The sequence below is a fragment of the Selenomonas sp. oral taxon 138 str. F0429 genome (assembly GCF_000318175.2).
Classification (GTDB): domain Bacteria; phylum Bacillota; class Negativicutes; order Selenomonadales; family Selenomonadaceae; genus Centipeda; species Centipeda timonae.
The window spans coordinates 116,046-130,285 of sequence record NZ_KB290929.1 but is presented as its reverse complement, the minus strand read 5'-3'; the positions used below and the strand labels follow the sequence as shown (position 1 = coordinate 130,285).

Here is a 14,240-nt window from a genome sequence, read left to right as displayed (position 1 = left end):
ATGACAAAGAGCATTTGATATATAAAGGAGCTTTGACGATGGAGAAGATACTGGATCTGAAAAAGACGGTCGCCGAATTGGTGGAGGAGAATCCCGAAGTCAGTGAGATTATGGCGGAGATCGGCTTTAAGGAGATTACAAACCCCGTTGCGCTGAACGTGATGGGGCGCATCATGACGATTCCGCGCGGCGCGGCGGTGAAGGGCATCGACCTCGCGAAGGTGATTGCGGCATTTGAGGAGCGCGGATATCAGGTGATCAGCGATGATGCACAGTCGCGGCAGGGACGCATTCGGAACTTCATCGAACGCCTGTCGAGCGGCGAGGATCTCGACTCCGTTCGTGCGGACTTCGTACAGGAGTTCAGCCACGTTGACGCGCAGGAAATCATGACGGCAGAGCAGACCCTCATCAAGGAAGGAATGCCCGTCAGTGAGGTGCAGCGCCTCTGTGACGTGCATTCGGCGCTCTTTCACGGCGTGGCGAGCGAGCCGCCGCCGGGTGCGCTCTCACATGATGAGATACATGCGCAGGCAGCATCGGTGAACCCTGATGATATTGACGCACTGCCCGAGGCACATCCGCTTACGATCCTGCGCGCGGAGAATGCGGCACTCGAGACTCTGCTCGACACGATTGAGGCTGAGCTGGACGGCGCAAAGCGGACGGATGTCATGTTCCAACACATTCTTGCGCTCGGCGATGTGCGCTCCCACTACATCAAGAAGGAAGAGCTGCTGATGCCGCTTCTCTACGATTACGGTGTCACAGGACCCTCGCAGGTCATGTGGGGCATCGACGATGAGATGAAGCGCGAGCTCGCCATGATTATCAAGGCGCTCAAGGCGGATGAAGAGACGCTGCCCATGTATGAGGCGCGGATCCGTGCACTCACGCAGCGCATCCGCGAGATGATCTTCAAGGAAGAGAAGATTCTCTTCCCACTCAGCCTGCGCTATTTCACGCAGATGGAATGGTATCGCTGCTATCACGATCTGCCGGACATGGGTATCTCGTTCGGCGTTCCCATCCCTGCGTGGGCAGAGGCGCAGCCGTGGCTCGATCAGGAGGCAGCGCGTCTCGCACAGTCTCAGGTGGGAGGGAAGCTCCAGTTCCCGACGGGCGAGCTGTCGATGGAGCAGCTGACGACGATCCTTCAGCTGCTGCCCGTGGACATCACGTTCATCGACAAGGATGATGTCGTCCGCTTCTTCACAAACGAGGGGCAGGTGTTCACACGTCCGCTGTCCGCACTCGGGCGCGACGTGATGAACTGCCACCCGCCCGAGATCATCCCCGTCGTGCGGAATCTAATTGCGGACTTCAAGGCGAAGAAGCGCACGCAGATGATCGTGCACCGCTACATCCGCGAGCGTCCGATTCGCGTGCACTATCAGGCAATGTACGATAAGTCGGGCGAGTATATCGGCACAGTCGAGTTTGTGACCGACCACGCAGAGCCGCTGGAAAAATTCCGTCGCTAAGAGATAAAACGAAAAGCCTGTCAAGAAAAATACTTGACAGGCTTTTCGTTTGCCGTTATAATCGCAGAAGTGTTTAGAAACAGGTGATGTGCATGGAGCGACTTTACGAGCTCGCACGGCTGTATGACCTCTATGGAGGACTTCTTACGGGAAAGCAGCGTGAGTGTCTGCGTCTGCACATTGCAGAGGACTTTTCCCTCGCTGAGATCGGCGAGGAGCTGGGCATCACGCGGCAGGCGGCGCATGACAATATCCGCCGCGCAGAGCGTGCGCTCACGGAGATGGAGGAGACACTCGGACTCCTCGCGCGTCAACAGGCGCAGGAGCACGCACTTACTGCGATCTGTGCGGAGCTGCGTGCACTCAGAGAACCGATTGCGTGCGTTGATGTGCGGCGCATCGCGGACGAACTGGAACAATACACATCACAGGATGATACGAGGGAGGTGGGAGAATGATCTTTGAAAATCTGTCCGATCGTTTGCAGGGGATCTTCAAGAAGCTGCGCGGACATGGCAAGCTGACCGAGGACGATGTGAGCGATGCCATGCGCGAGGTGCGGATGGCGCTCCTCGAAGCAGACGTGAACTTCAAGGTCGTCAAGGACTTCGTCAAACGCGTGAAGGAGCGTGCCGTCGGGCAGGAGGTGCTCGACACACTCACGGCGGCACAGGCGGTCATCAAGATCGTTGACGAGGAACTGACCGCGCTGATGGGCGGGACGGAGAGCCGTCTCAACATCAGTCCGAACCCGCCGACCGTCATCATGCTCGTCGGCCTCCAAGGCTCGGGTAAGACCACATCGGCAGGCAAGCTCGCGCTCATGCTCAAGAAGCAGGGCAAGCGCCCGCTGCTCGTCGCGGACGACATCTATCGTCCCGCTGCGATCAAGCAGCTCGAAGTCATCGGTGAAAAGGTCGAAGTGTCCGTGTTCTCGCAGGGGCAGGAGGATGCCGTCGCCATTGCACGCGCCGCGATCGGTCATTCGGCATCGCACGCGAACGATGTCGTCATCATCGACACTGCGGGACGTTTGCAGATCGACGAAACGCTCATGCAGGAGCTGCGCGATATCAAGGCTGCGGTAAAGCCGCATGAGATCCTGCTCGTTGTGGATGCCATGACGGGACAGGAAGCCGTCAACGTCGCGCAGTCTTTTGACGAGTCGCTCGGGCTGGATGGCGTCATCATGACGAAGCTCGACGGCGACGCACGCGGCGGTGCCGCACTTTCGATCAAGGCGGTCACGGGCTGTCCCGTGAAGTTCGTCGGCATGGGCGAGAAGCTCGAACCGCTCGAGGTGTTCCACCCCGACCGCATGGCATCGCGCATCCTCGGCATGGGCGATGTGCTCTCCCTCGTGGAGAAGGCACAGGAGAACTTCGACCTCGAAAACGCGAAGAAGATGGAGGCGAAGCTCCGCAAGAACGACTTCACGCTCGACGACTTCCTCGATCAGCTGCAGCAGGTGAAGAAGCTCGGATCGCTGAATAGCATCCTCGGCATGATTCCGGGGATGGGCAACCTCAAGAAGAAGCTCGGCGATCAGGAGTTTGACCTCGACGGCAAGGAGATGCGTCAGCTTGAGGCAATCATCCGTGCGATGACACCGAAGGAGCGTGCGGACATCACAATCATCAACGGCAGCCGTCGCAAGCGCATCGCTGCGGGCAGCGGAACACGCGTGCAGGATGTCAATAAGCTGCTCAAGCAGTTTGGCGAGATGCGCAAGATGATGAAGAAAATGAAGAAGATGAAGGGCAAGGGCGGAATGCCCTCCATGCCGTCACTCGGCGGCATGGGGCTTCCGAAGATGCCATTCTTCAAATAAATACACAGTAAATAACACACAACGAAAGGTGGTGAAATTATGGCAGTCAAGATTCGTTTGAACCGCATGGGTGCGAAGAAGAATCCCTTTTATCGCATTGTGGTCGCCGACTCGCGTGCACCGCGTGACGGTCGATTCATCGAGATCCTTGGAAACTACGATCCGTCGAAGCAGCCCGCTGTCGTCAGCATTGACGAGGAGAAGGCAATCGACTGGATGAAGAAGGGCGCACAGCCGACCGACACGGTCAGGAACCTCCTGAGCAAGAACGGTACGATGGCGAAATTCGCCGAGGCAAAGCGTCAGAAGGACTGACAAATACAGTGCGTGCGCGGGGGACTTCACCATCTCGGTGAACTCTCGCGGCGTGCGTATTGCGATGAGGAGAGACGACCGGCGTGAAAGAGATAGTCGAGGTTATCGCAAAATCCTTGGTCGATCATCCGGAAGCTGTCGTCGTTGACGAAACGCAGGATGATCAGGAGATCATATTGAGACTTCGTGTGGCAGAGGATGACATGGGTAAGGTCATCGGCAAGCAGGGGCGCATCGCAAAAGCGCTGCGCAGTGTTGTCAAGGCTGCCGCGACGAAGGAGAATAAGAGGGCAACGGTCGAGATCGGCTGATGTGCAAACGGCGTGCGTCTCGGACGGTCGCCGTTTTTGCATATTTGTTGCAATAGGAGAAATACAGAGTGGATACAATCACAATGAAGGTGCCTGTCACCGTCAAGGCAAAGCTGACGGAGAAGCTACGTGCGAAGATGCTCAAGGAGATGGAGGAAGGTCTCAGCCGTGCGGAGCTCGAGGTGCAGCAGCTTGGCATCCAGGAGAAGCGCGTCATGCAGGAGGCGGAGCAGGGCGAGCTGACGCCGCAGGCGATTCAGCACATCAACGCGATCCGTCAGGAGCGTCAGCGTCGTCTCGACTACATCGAGGAGACGACGGCACATCGCGAAGAGCTGCAAAAGTTCGTCGAGGGTGCGGAAATCGTGCAGGGGACGCTTGAGCGTCTGGTCAAGGCGAAGGTCGGCGACGATATGCGCGAGCTGATGAACGTCGAGATTCTGGTGGAGGATGACAAGATTGTCGCCATCCGTTCCTGATACGAACAATGAGCGCATCGTCATCGGGCGCGTCGGCGCACCGCACGGCATTCGCGGCGATCTGCGCATCATTCCGCTCACGGATTTTCCAGAGCGGTTCGCTGCGCTGCGCGAGGTTATGGTCGGCGATGAGCTGCTGCACATCGAGAGCGTCAAGCCGCAGGGGAAGAACTTTCTCATGCGGTTCCGTGAGTACGCTGTCCGCGAGGACGCGCAGAAACTTACGGGGCGGCTGCTCACGGTTGCGCGAGCAGAGGCGGCACCGCTCGATGAGGGCGAGTATTACGTCTTTGATATCGTGGGGCTGACGGTGTACGATGAGGAAGGGCGTGTTCTCGGCACGGTCGAGAATGTTCTCCGTACGGGCAGCAACGATGTCTATGCCGTGCGCAGTGAGGACGGGCGCGAAATTCTCATCCCTGCACTGCGTTCGGTTGTACGAGAGATCGATGTGCCGGGTGGACGCATGACAGTACGATTTCCACAGTAAGCGGACGGGGAGAACATCTCTCCGCTCCGCTTTTTCTTTGCGGAAAATCGCGTCTCATGTTATAATGTATCAAAAGTTTCTATTTCTTTTATTCATAAGGGGTCAGAATATGCTCACCTGTATCACGCACTCTCCCGAAGAGACTGCGCATTTAGCGGGAACAATCGGTAAAATCATCCGCGAGGGGACGGTGATCTGCCTCGATGGAGAACTTGGGGTGGGCAAGACGCTCTTTGTGCGTGCGCTTGCGCGGACGCTCGGGGTGGAGAGCGACGTGACGAGCCCGACGTTCAACCTCATGAACATCTATGAGGCGGCATGTCCCATTGTGCATTTTGACCTCTATCGAATCGAATCCGAGGAGGAACTGGAAGGCATCGGCTTCTATGAGTACGTTGAGGCGACGGAGGGCATTGTTCTGATCGAGTGGGCGGAGAAATTTCCCGATGCGATGCCTGAGGATCGCGTGCAGGTAAACATCGCGGCACTGGACGGGGAGGAGCGGCAGTTCACCTTTGCCGCCGAAGGGGAGCTGAGCACGGCTCTCTTGGAGGAGTTGAGCGATATTGTCAATCCTGAGCATTGATACCTCCTCGCAGGTCTCGAGCGTTGCCGTTCTGTCGGCGGAGCGCGTTGCGGCAGAGATCAGCATGCAGGGAGCACTGACGCACTCGGAGACGTTGATGCCGCACATCGAGACGGCACTCCGTATGGCGCGTGTGGAAAAATCTGAACTCGAGGGAATCGCCGTCAGCATCGGTCCCGGCTCGTTCACGGGGCTGCGCATCGGACTTGCGTCGGCAAAGATGATGGCGTATGCCCTGCACATTCCCCTCATCGCAGTACCGACACTCGAGGCGCTTGCCCATCACTATATCTGTGAGGGTGTGCGCCTCGTTCCCATGATGGACGCGCAGAAAGGAAATGTCTATGCGCAGGAATTCATGTGGGAGGCGGGGCTGGATGGATTACACCTAAGGGAAAAGCATGCACTCTCCATCCTTCCTCTGACGGAGGTCATCGTGGGATTGGAGAACGCAGAGCAGCCTGTGATTCTGCTCGGCGATGCCATGCAGAAGAAAACGACGCTCGCACTTCCGGCAAATGTGCGCCTTGCTCCGATTCATGCGCGGATGCCGCGTGCGGCATGTGTGGGTCTCGCGGCACTCACGCGGCTTGCACGCGGGGAGATGGACGATCCCGTGACTGCTGCACCGCTCTACCTGCGCCGCAGTGAGGCGGAGGTGCTGTGGGAGAAGCGGCACGGTACGGAGGCAGCACAGTGATTCACTTTCGTACACTGTTGCCGGAGGACGCAGAGGCCGTGGCTGCCATCGAGCGTGAGAGCTTCCCGACACCGTGGTCGCGTGAGGATTTCTGGCGCGAAGCATCGAATGACTTTGCCTGCTATATCGTTGTGCTCGAGGATGCGGAGATCATCGGCTTTTGCGGCTGCTGGATCTCGTTCGAGGAGGCGCAGGTGACGAATATCGCGCTGACCTCCGCGCAGCGGGGCAGAGGGGTTGGTAAAGATCTCATGACGCGGCTGATGTGTGCGGCGGCAGCACGCGGCGCAGAGCGCATGACACTCGAGGTGCGCCCGTCGAATATGCCCGCGCTGCGTCTCTATGAGGGGCTCGGCTTTGCAGCAATCGGCGTGCGCAAGAAATACTATCAGGACAATGACGAGGACGCGATCCTGATGTGGCATACGAAATTGAAGGAATTTGCAAATGAAAGATGTGCAGGAGAAACTGACGCTCGGGATTGAGACGAGCTGCGACGAGACCTCGGCGGCGGTGCTGCGCGGGACGCGTGAACTCCTCTCGTGTGTGATCGCGACGCAGATTCCGATTCATCAGAAATACGGCGGTGTCGTGCCCGAGATCGCGTCGCGCAACCACATTTTGAGCATCCTGCCCGTCATCGAGCAGGCACTGGCGGAGGCGGGGACGGAGCTCGCAGAGATCGACCAGATCTCCGTCACCTATGGACCGGGGCTGGTCGGTGCTCTTCTCGTCGGTGTATCGGCGGCGAAATCGCTCGCGTTCTCCCTCGGTGTGCCGCTCATTGGGGTCAATCATCTCGAAGGGCACATTTTTGCGAACTTCCTTGCGTCCGAGGATCTCAGACCGCCCTTTATGTCGCTCGTCGTCTCGGGTGGGCATACGGCACTCGTCGATGTCGCGGACTACGAGACGTTCCGCCAGATGGGCAGGACGCGCGACGATGCGGCGGGCGAGGCATTTGACAAGGTGGCGCGTGTGATGGGGCTGCCGTATCCGGGCGGCCCCGAGATCGACAAGCTCGCTCGTGAGGGTGATCCCACCGCGATCGACTTCCCGCGTGCACTTGCACGGGAGGGAAACTACGAATTTAGCTTCAGCGGGCTGAAATCCGCCGTGTTGAACTACATCAACAGCGAGCAGATGAAGGGGCATGAACTGAACAAGGCGGACATCGCCGCCTCGTTCCAGTCCGCCGTCGTCGAGGTGCTTGTGCACAAGGCGTTTGAGGCGATTCACGAAGCGGGGCGCGATACCCTTGTCCTCGCGGGCGGTGTTGCGGCGAATAAGTCCCTTGAGACACGTCTGCGCGAGACGGCAGCGGCGGAGGGTATCCGCTATCTTTATCCGCCGCCGCGCCTCTGCACGGACAACGCTGCCATGATTGCCTGTCGCGGCGCGTATCAGGCGGCGGCAGGGAAGTACAGTGACCTCTATCTGAACGCTGTAGCCGGGACTGGATTTTCAGTAAAACAATATTGGGCTGATGTGTGATGCATCGGCTCTTTTTATTTGTCCATAAGTCCTCATGACAAAGGGCAAGGTCTTTTCGTTGCATATATGAATCCCGTTCGTTATAATGAATCCTGTAAGCGGTCGAAAGGAGGCGCGCAGATGGAGCTGACGGCACGTATGCGGGCGATTCTGTCCGCTCTCCTCGCAGCAGACGGCTATGTACCCGCCGAGCGTATCGCCTCTGCCCTCGATGTCAGTGCACGCACCATTACGCGTGAGATGCACGGGCTCGAGATGGCACTGATGCCGTACGGCATCACACTTCTCAGGCGCACGGGCGCGGGCTTTATGCTGACGGGGGATAAGGCGGATCTGACGCGGCTAAGGACGCAGATCTCCAAGGTAAATGTACGCGGGGAGTTGACCCCCGATCAGCGGCGTTCGATTCTCGTGACGCGTCTCCTCATGGCAGACGAGCCGATCAAACTCTTTGCATTGGCACGCATTCTGGACGTGACGGACAGCACCGTCAGTCACGACCTCGATCGGCTTCAGCCGTTTCTGGCAGAGCAGGGAATTACGCTCGTACGCCGTCCCGGACTCGGGGTTTACGTCGAGGGGGCGGAGCGGGACATCCGCAGTGCACTCGTCCGCATCATTCACGACTGTATGGATGAAAAGGAGCTGCTCGCACTCGTCGCCGACGACGGTGTGGAGGGAGCGGCATCAGCAGCGGACCGGGCTCTGCTCGGTCTCGTTGACGGGGCACAGATACGGACGATTGATGATATCGTTGCCGAGGAGACGCAGGGGCGGGATATCCCTGATACCGCGCGTGTCGGGCTGGTCGTACATCTCGCGCTTGCCGTGCGGCGCATGCAGCAGCACGATGCGATTGTGATGGATGCGGGGACGCTCGGAGAGCTGCGCCGCACGGAGGAATTCGCGGCAGCGCGCATGATTGCGGCACAGTTGGGCAAAGTATTTTCCCTCTCCGTCCCCGAGGCAGAGATCGGCTACATCACGATGCACCTCCTCGGTGCGCGCGGTACGGCTCTTCCTGCAGGGGCAGGGCGGGTGGATAACTTCCGCCTCGTACAGATTGCGCAGTCGATTATGCGTCTCGCCTCCGAAAAGAGCGGTGCGCCACTCATCAGAAGCCGTACACTGCTCTCGGGTCTGGTGAATCACCTCGCCCCGGCACTGCATCGGCTGAAACTCCACATGGATATTCGCAATCCTCTGCTCGCAGAGGTGGAGGCGGAGCATCCGGAACTCATGGAGCTCGCGCGATACTCCACGCGTATGATGGAGGAGGAGGTCGGGGCACCGCTTCCCGCCGATGAGATTGCGTACATTGCCATTCATATCGGCGCAGCACTGACGGAGGCGGGCGGGGATCACCCCGTTGTGCGCGTGCTCGTCGCGTGCCCTACGGGACTTGGGACGAGCCGTCTGCTCGCAAGCCGCATCCGCCGCGCCTACGAGCGCATCCGCGTGGTAGGGGAGCTCTCCTCCCTCGCGCTCACGGCGCAGGAGATCACACGCCGCGCCGTGGACTTCGTTGTATCGACCGTTCCGCTCCCGCCGCTCCCCGTGCCCGTCGTCGTCGCAAGTGCGTTTCTGACAGCATCCGATCGGGCACGGATCGACGCTGTACTTGCTTCCTGTGTGCCGCAGTTTGCCATTGAGACGCAGGAAAAGCCGCAGTTCAGCGAGGCGATGGCAGAGATTCATTGCCTGAGCGGTGCGATTTATGAGCTGCTTAAGGGATTTCGACTGCGTGTGGATATACGGGTGCAGACACTACCGCAGCTGGCAGATGCGGCGGCGCAGCTCCTTGTATCGGAGGGGGCGGCTGATATTGCAGCGGCACTTCTCCGACGTGAGGAAATTGCGCCCACATGGGTCGCGCCGCAGATGATTTTGCTTCACACAGAGGCAGCTGCGCTGCGCATGCCTCTGTTCGGCGTTCTTCGTCTCGCGCAGCCGCTTCCCTACGGTGCGGACGCAGTACGTACGGCACTCGTCATGCTTGCTCCGACAGAGACGGCAGCGGCAAAGCAGCTCCTTGGGACGATCTCGGCGCAGACTGCGGAGCGGCCGAGCTTCAAAGATATCCTCGCGTATGGGGACGCAGATGAGATACGCCGTGCACTGGAATACGTTTTTGAAGAGCATTTCCATGAAAGATTGGAAGAGCTCTTGTAGATAATTTTTAGAGGTCTCTTTTAGAAGGGGGATTATGATGGGTAAACAAGGTGGAGGTGCACAGGAGGCCATGCAGAAGTTTGGCCGCTTCCTGTCCGGAATGGTGATGCCGAACATCGGGGCATTTATTGCATGGGGCTTTCTGACGGCACTCTTTATCCCGACGGGGTGGATGCCGAACGAATACCTCGCGCAGGTCGGCGGTCCGATGAGCAAGTGGCTGATTCCTCTGCTCATTGGCTACAGTGGCGGCGCAGCGATCTACGGACATCGCGGTGGTGTCATGGCGGCGATTGCCACATCGGGCATCATCGCAGGCTCGGACATCCCGATGTTCCTCGGTGCGATGATTATGGGACCTCTGGGCGGGTATATCATCAAGAAGTTTGACGATGCCGTCCGCGACAGCATTCCGGGCGGCTTTGAGATGTTGGTCAACAACTTCTCACTCGGTATTCTCGGCGGCCTCCTCGCGATGATTGCCTACGCCGTTGTCGGCCCCGTGGTCGGCGGTGCGAACGACATCCTGCGCAGCGGCGTGGAGGGAATCGTTGCGATGGGGCTTCTGCCGCTCGCGTCCATCATTATCGAGCCGGCAAAGGTGCTCTTCCTCAACAACGCGCTCAACCACGGTGTACTCAGCCCGCTCGGCATTCAGCAGGCGCAGGAATACGGCAAGTCCATGTTCTTCCTGCTCGAGGCGAACCCGGGCCCTGGTTTCGGTATTCTGCTTGCTTACTGGCTCTTTGGTAAGGGCATGGCGAAGTCGTCCTCGCCGGGCGCAATGATCATCCACGTTCTCGGCGGTATTCACGAAATCTATTTCCCGTACATCCTCATGAAGCCCGTGCTCATCATCGCTGCGATTGCGGGCGGTATGTCCGGGGTCTTCACGCTTGGTCTCCTCGGCGGCGGTCTGATTGCACCATCCTCACCGGGTTCGATCTTTGCGATCATCGCCATGACGCCGAACGGCTCGGCGCTCTTTGCGAACCTCTCGGCGTTTGCCGTTGCAACGGCGGTATCCTGCGCGGTTGCATCTGTCTTTATCAAGATGTCGAAGGATGTCGAGGATGAGTCGCTCGAATCCGCACGCGAGAGCATGAGCGACATGAAGAATCGCGGCAAGGATCTCCACGCAGAGAAGAAGGTTGCGGGCAAGGATCTGAAGGTCATCGTCTACGCCTGCGATGCGGGCATGGGCTCTTCCGCGCTCGGCGCGGCGGCGCTGCGCAAAAAACTGAAGAAGGATGGCTATACGGACATCTCTGTCACGAACTGCGCGATCGGCGCAATCCCGTCCGAGGCACAGCTCGTCATCTCGCATGAGAAACTCGCGGAGCGTGCGCTTGCAGACTCCCCGCAGGCGGAGCATATCTGGGTGCGTGACTTCACGCAGAACAATGTCTATGAGATCGTCACCATGCGTCTCAAGGAGGCGGCTGTGGAGGCAGGCGCGCCCGCATCTGATTCAGAGGCGGAGGCGACCGAGACGGTCGGCGCAGGTGTCCTGCTGAAGGAAAATGTCAAGGTCGGACTTGCCACAGTCAGCCGCGAGGAGGCAATCACAACGGCGGGCAAGATGCTTGTTGCAAGCGGCTACGTCGATGAGGGTTATGTGCAGGGCATGCTCAACCGCGAGCAGGATCTCTCCACCTACATCGGCAAGGGCATTGCCATCCCGCACGGTGAGAACGCCGTCAAGGACACGATCAAGAAGACGGGCATTGTCGTCTGCCAGTACCCCGAGGGTGTAAAGTTCGGCGATGAGACGGCACATCTCGTCATCGGCATCGCGGGTGTCGGCAACGATCACCTCGCCATCCTCGCGAACATTGCGACCATGGTCGGCGACTACACGGACGAGCAGCTCGAAGAACTGTTCAAGACGAAGAGCGCCGATGAACTCTATGAAGTCTTCACGAAGGCGGATTGAAAGGAACTTGTCATGAAACAGGCAATTCATTTCGGCGGCGGCAATATCGGACGCGGCTTCATCGGCGAGCTGCTTGTGCGCTCGGGCTACGAGGTCACGTTCGTCGATGTTGCAGAGGCGCTCGTCGATGAGATCAATGCGCGCCATGCCTATGACATCGAGGTCGTAGGCAATGAGCCGAAGACCATCCATGTGGAGCATGTCAAGGCGATCAACAGCAACATGAACCTTGAGGAGCTGCTGGATGCATTTGTCACGGCAGATATCGTGACCACGGCGATCGGCCCGAACATCCTCAAATTCATTGCGCCGAACATCGCGAAGGGACTAGCGCGCCGCGTCGAGAAGAACGAAGCGCCGCTGAATATCATCGCGTGTGAGAACATGGTCGGCGGATCGACCGTTCTCAAGAACTTTGTCTACGAGCATCTCGCGGACGATGTGAAGGCAAAGGTTGACCGCTGCATCGGTTTCCCCGACGCTGCCGTTGACCGCATCGTGCCGATTCAGCACAATGAGGATCCCCTGCTCGTGAAGGTCGAGCCGTTCTGCGAATGGGATGTCGACCGCACGGGTGTGGTTGGCGCAGAGCCGCAGATCGAGGGGCTGACGTGGGTGGACAACCTCGAAGCCTACATCGAGCGCAAGCTCTTCTCCGTCAACACGGGGCATGCCTCCATCGCTTACATGGCGTATTTAAAGGGCATCGAGGACATTGCCGCCGCGATGCAGGACGAGGAGATTGTCTCCTTCGTCCGGCGTGTCTGGGCGGAGACGAGCGAACTGCTCATCGAGAAATACGGCTTTGACCGCGAAAAGCACGCGGCATACATCCGCACGGCGGAGGAGCGGTTCAAGAATCCGCACCTCTCCGATGCCGTGACGCGCGTCGCACGCGGCCCGAAGCGCAAGCTCGGCGCAAAGGATCGCCTCGTCTCTCCTGCATCGCAGCTCATCGAGCGCGGCAAAAAGCCCGAGGCGCTGGCAACGGTCATCGCTGCTGCCCTCCGCTTCGACTACGCCGACGATCCCGAGGCGGTCGAGGTGCAGAACTACGTGAAGGAACATGGGCTTGAGAAAGCAATTACGCACTTTACGGAGATTCATGCGGGCACGGAGCTCTTCGATCTTATTCTCGCGAAGAATGCGGAACTGAAGAAGTAAATAGAACAGCATTTCAAAGGAATGGCGGTACATTGTGTGCCGTCATTCTTTTTATGATATAATCAGATGAAGGACTTGCATATGTTTTCTCGACAGACAGAGGGAGGATTTATATGAACTACCGTAAACTTGGAGACCTCACAGTTTCGTCCATCGGGCTCGGGTGCATGGGAATGAGCCACGCCTACGGCGCGCCGGGGGATAAGGTGGAGATGCGGGAGCTGATTGCCGCCGCCGTGGATATGGGTATCACACATTTCGATACGGCGGAGGTGTACGGCACGCCTGACGATCCACACGATAACGAAAAGCTTGTGGGCGCAGCGCTCGCGCCGTATCGGGACAAGGTCGTCCTTGCGACAAAGTTCGGCATTCACTTCGATATGAGCCTCCTAAAGGAGGGCAAAAGCCCGATTGTCCCCGATGCGCGCCCTGAGACGATCCGCCGCTCGGTGGACGCATCTCTCCAACGGCTTCGGACGGACTACATTGACCTCTACTATCAGCACCGTGTCGACCCGCAGATTCCCGCCGAGGAGGTCGCGGGCGTGATGGCAGATCTCATGCAGGCAGGAAAGATTCGCCACTGGGGCATCTCCGAGGCGACGGAGGAGGACATTCGCCGTGCACACGCCGTCTGTCCGCTCACGGCAGTGCAGAACCGCTACTCCATGATGGCGCGTGCATATGAATCGCTCTTTCCTGTGCTTGAAGAACGGAACATTGGCTTTGTCGCGTTCTCTCCGTTTGCGAACGGCGTACTTACGGGTGCATATGACAAAAATTCTGTGTTTGCGGCTGGAGATATGCGTGCGCGGATGCCCCAGTTCAGTGCGGAGGCAATGGAGGAGAACGGTCAGCTGCTCGCACTTCTCCAAGACATCGCAGAGGAGAGGGGGGCGATCTGCGGGCAGATTGCGCTCGCGTGGATGCTCTGCAAGAAGCCGTACATCGTGCCGATTCCAGGGACACGAAAACGCGCTCGCCTCATAGAGAATGCGGGGGCTGCGGACATCGCACTCACGTCTGAGGAAGTTGCTGCGATTGATGCACGTTTGGAGTCGATTCCAATGTCGGCTGTTTTTGGTGTCATATAAACCAAACTGTGACAAATATCACTGAATAGTGATAAATTTTATATATGATGAAAAAATAATAAAGAAGCGGTCGGAATCTCACGATGAAGTTCCGACCGCTTCACTTATTTCCCAAATATCAAGAGATATGAAGCTTGTTCATTTTTGAAATAGCCTACAGCTATAGAAAATGTTAATACAA

15 protein-coding genes are annotated in these 14,240 nt (G+C 58.3%); all 15 read left to right on the top strand.

Going from position 1 to position 14,240, the window contains the following annotated elements; translation table 11 throughout:
* The first annotated feature begins 38 nt into the window (after positions 1-38).
* Positions 39-1,484 (top strand): DUF438 domain-containing protein, encoded by a 1,446-nt coding sequence (locus HMPREF9163_RS01265; RefSeq protein WP_009439808.1) that lies wholly within the window; start codon positions 39-41, stop codon positions 1,482-1,484.
* 92 nt (positions 1,485-1,576) lie between these two features.
* Complete coding sequence (gene ylxM / locus HMPREF9163_RS01260) at positions 1,577-1,942, top strand: YlxM family DNA-binding protein (RefSeq protein WP_009439807.1); 366 nt, start codon at positions 1,577-1,579, stop codon at positions 1,940-1,942.
* Positions 1,939-3,315 (top strand): signal recognition particle protein, encoded by a 1,377-nt coding sequence (gene ffh, locus HMPREF9163_RS01255; RefSeq protein ID WP_009439806.1) that lies wholly within the window; start codon positions 1,939-1,941, stop codon positions 3,313-3,315. The genes ylxM and ffh overlap by 4 nt, the downstream gene beginning before the upstream one ends.
* A 39-nt stretch (positions 3,316-3,354) precedes the next feature.
* Complete coding sequence (rpsP, locus tag HMPREF9163_RS01250) at positions 3,355-3,630, top strand: 30S ribosomal protein S16 (RefSeq protein ID WP_006691519.1); 276 nt, start codon at positions 3,355-3,357, stop codon at positions 3,628-3,630.
* A gap of 83 nt (positions 3,631-3,713) precedes the next feature.
* Positions 3,714-3,941, top strand: coding sequence for a KH domain-containing protein (locus tag HMPREF9163_RS01245; protein WP_006306836.1), 228 nt, complete (start codon positions 3,714-3,716; stop codon positions 3,939-3,941).
* Positions 3,942-4,009: 68 nt separating this feature from the next.
* Positions 4,010-4,420, top strand: a complete 411-nt coding sequence (locus HMPREF9163_RS01240) for a YlqD family protein (protein WP_006691520.1) — start codon at positions 4,010-4,012, stop codon at positions 4,418-4,420.
* Positions 4,392-4,910: a ribosome maturation factor RimM gene (gene rimM / locus HMPREF9163_RS01235; protein WP_009439804.1), complete on the top strand. Its 519-nt coding sequence runs from the start codon at positions 4,392-4,394 to the stop codon at positions 4,908-4,910. The genes HMPREF9163_RS01240 and rimM overlap by 29 nt, the downstream gene beginning before the upstream one ends.
* A gap of 109 nt (positions 4,911-5,019) precedes the next feature.
* Positions 5,020-5,496, top strand: coding sequence for a tRNA (adenosine(37)-N6)-threonylcarbamoyltransferase complex ATPase subunit type 1 TsaE (tsaE, locus tag HMPREF9163_RS01230; RefSeq protein ID WP_037345584.1), 477 nt, complete (start codon positions 5,020-5,022; stop codon positions 5,494-5,496).
* Positions 5,477-6,196: a tRNA (adenosine(37)-N6)-threonylcarbamoyltransferase complex dimerization subunit type 1 TsaB gene (gene tsaB / locus HMPREF9163_RS01225; RefSeq protein ID WP_009439802.1), complete on the top strand. Its 720-nt coding sequence runs from the start codon at positions 5,477-5,479 to the stop codon at positions 6,194-6,196. Before tsaE ends, tsaB begins: the two co-directional genes overlap by 20 nt.
* On the top strand, positions 6,193-6,681 hold the full coding sequence (gene rimI / locus HMPREF9163_RS01220) for a ribosomal protein S18-alanine N-acetyltransferase (protein WP_009439801.1): 489 nt from the start codon (positions 6,193-6,195) through the stop codon (positions 6,679-6,681). The genes tsaB and rimI overlap by 4 nt, the downstream gene beginning before the upstream one ends.
* Positions 6,644-7,690, top strand: a complete 1,047-nt coding sequence (gene tsaD, locus HMPREF9163_RS01215) for a tRNA (adenosine(37)-N6)-threonylcarbamoyltransferase complex transferase subunit TsaD (RefSeq protein WP_009439800.1) — start codon at positions 6,644-6,646, stop codon at positions 7,688-7,690. The genes rimI and tsaD overlap by 38 nt, the downstream gene beginning before the upstream one ends.
* 120 nt (positions 7,691-7,810) lie before the next feature.
* The gene (locus HMPREF9163_RS01210; protein ID WP_009439799.1) at positions 7,811-9,862 is read left to right on the top strand and encodes a BglG family transcription antiterminator; all 2,052 of its coding nucleotides are present in this window, start codon (positions 7,811-7,813) and stop codon (positions 9,860-9,862) included.
* A 37-nt stretch (positions 9,863-9,899) separates the two neighbouring features.
* Positions 9,900-11,798, top strand: coding sequence for a PTS mannitol transporter subunit IICBA (locus HMPREF9163_RS01205; RefSeq protein WP_037345580.1), 1,899 nt, complete (start codon positions 9,900-9,902; stop codon positions 11,796-11,798).
* Positions 11,799-11,810: 12 nt separating this feature from the next.
* Positions 11,811-12,962: a mannitol-1-phosphate 5-dehydrogenase gene (locus tag HMPREF9163_RS01200; RefSeq protein WP_009439797.1), complete on the top strand. Its 1,152-nt coding sequence runs from the start codon at positions 11,811-11,813 to the stop codon at positions 12,960-12,962.
* Positions 12,963-13,075: 113 nt separating this feature from the next.
* Positions 13,076-14,059, top strand: a complete 984-nt coding sequence (locus HMPREF9163_RS01195) for an aldo/keto reductase (RefSeq protein WP_009439796.1) — start codon at positions 13,076-13,078, stop codon at positions 14,057-14,059.
* Positions 14,060-14,240 lie beyond the last annotated feature (181 nt).

What these genes read in the sequence shown, in the direction of transcription:
- tsaD (WP_009439800.1), top strand. Translation starts at nt 6,644, where the DNA reads ATGAAAGATGTGCAGGAGAAACTGACGCTCGGGATTGAGACGAGCTGC.
- tsaE (WP_037345584.1), top strand. Translation starts at nt 5,020, where the DNA reads ATGCTCACCTGTATCACGCACTCTCCCGAAGAGACTGCGCATTTAGCG.
- HMPREF9163_RS01195 (WP_009439796.1), top strand. Translation starts at nt 13,076, where the DNA reads ATGAACTACCGTAAACTTGGAGACCTCACAGTTTCGTCCATCGGGCTC.
- HMPREF9163_RS01205 (WP_037345580.1), top strand. Translation starts at nt 9,900, where the DNA reads ATGGGTAAACAAGGTGGAGGTGCACAGGAGGCCATGCAGAAGTTTGGC.
- rpsP (WP_006691519.1), top strand. Translation starts at nt 3,355, where the DNA reads ATGGCAGTCAAGATTCGTTTGAACCGCATGGGTGCGAAGAAGAATCCC.
- HMPREF9163_RS01200 (WP_009439797.1), top strand. Translation starts at nt 11,811, where the DNA reads ATGAAACAGGCAATTCATTTCGGCGGCGGCAATATCGGACGCGGCTTC.
- ffh (WP_009439806.1), top strand. Translation starts at nt 1,939, where the DNA reads ATGATCTTTGAAAATCTGTCCGATCGTTTGCAGGGGATCTTCAAGAAG.
- ylxM (WP_009439807.1), top strand. Translation starts at nt 1,577, where the DNA reads ATGGAGCGACTTTACGAGCTCGCACGGCTGTATGACCTCTATGGAGGA.
- HMPREF9163_RS01265 (WP_009439808.1), top strand. Translation starts at nt 39, where the DNA reads ATGGAGAAGATACTGGATCTGAAAAAGACGGTCGCCGAATTGGTGGAG.
- HMPREF9163_RS01210 (WP_009439799.1), top strand. Translation starts at nt 7,811, where the DNA reads ATGGAGCTGACGGCACGTATGCGGGCGATTCTGTCCGCTCTCCTCGCA.
- rimM (WP_009439804.1), top strand. Translation starts at nt 4,392, where the DNA reads ATGACAAGATTGTCGCCATCCGTTCCTGATACGAACAATGAGCGCATC.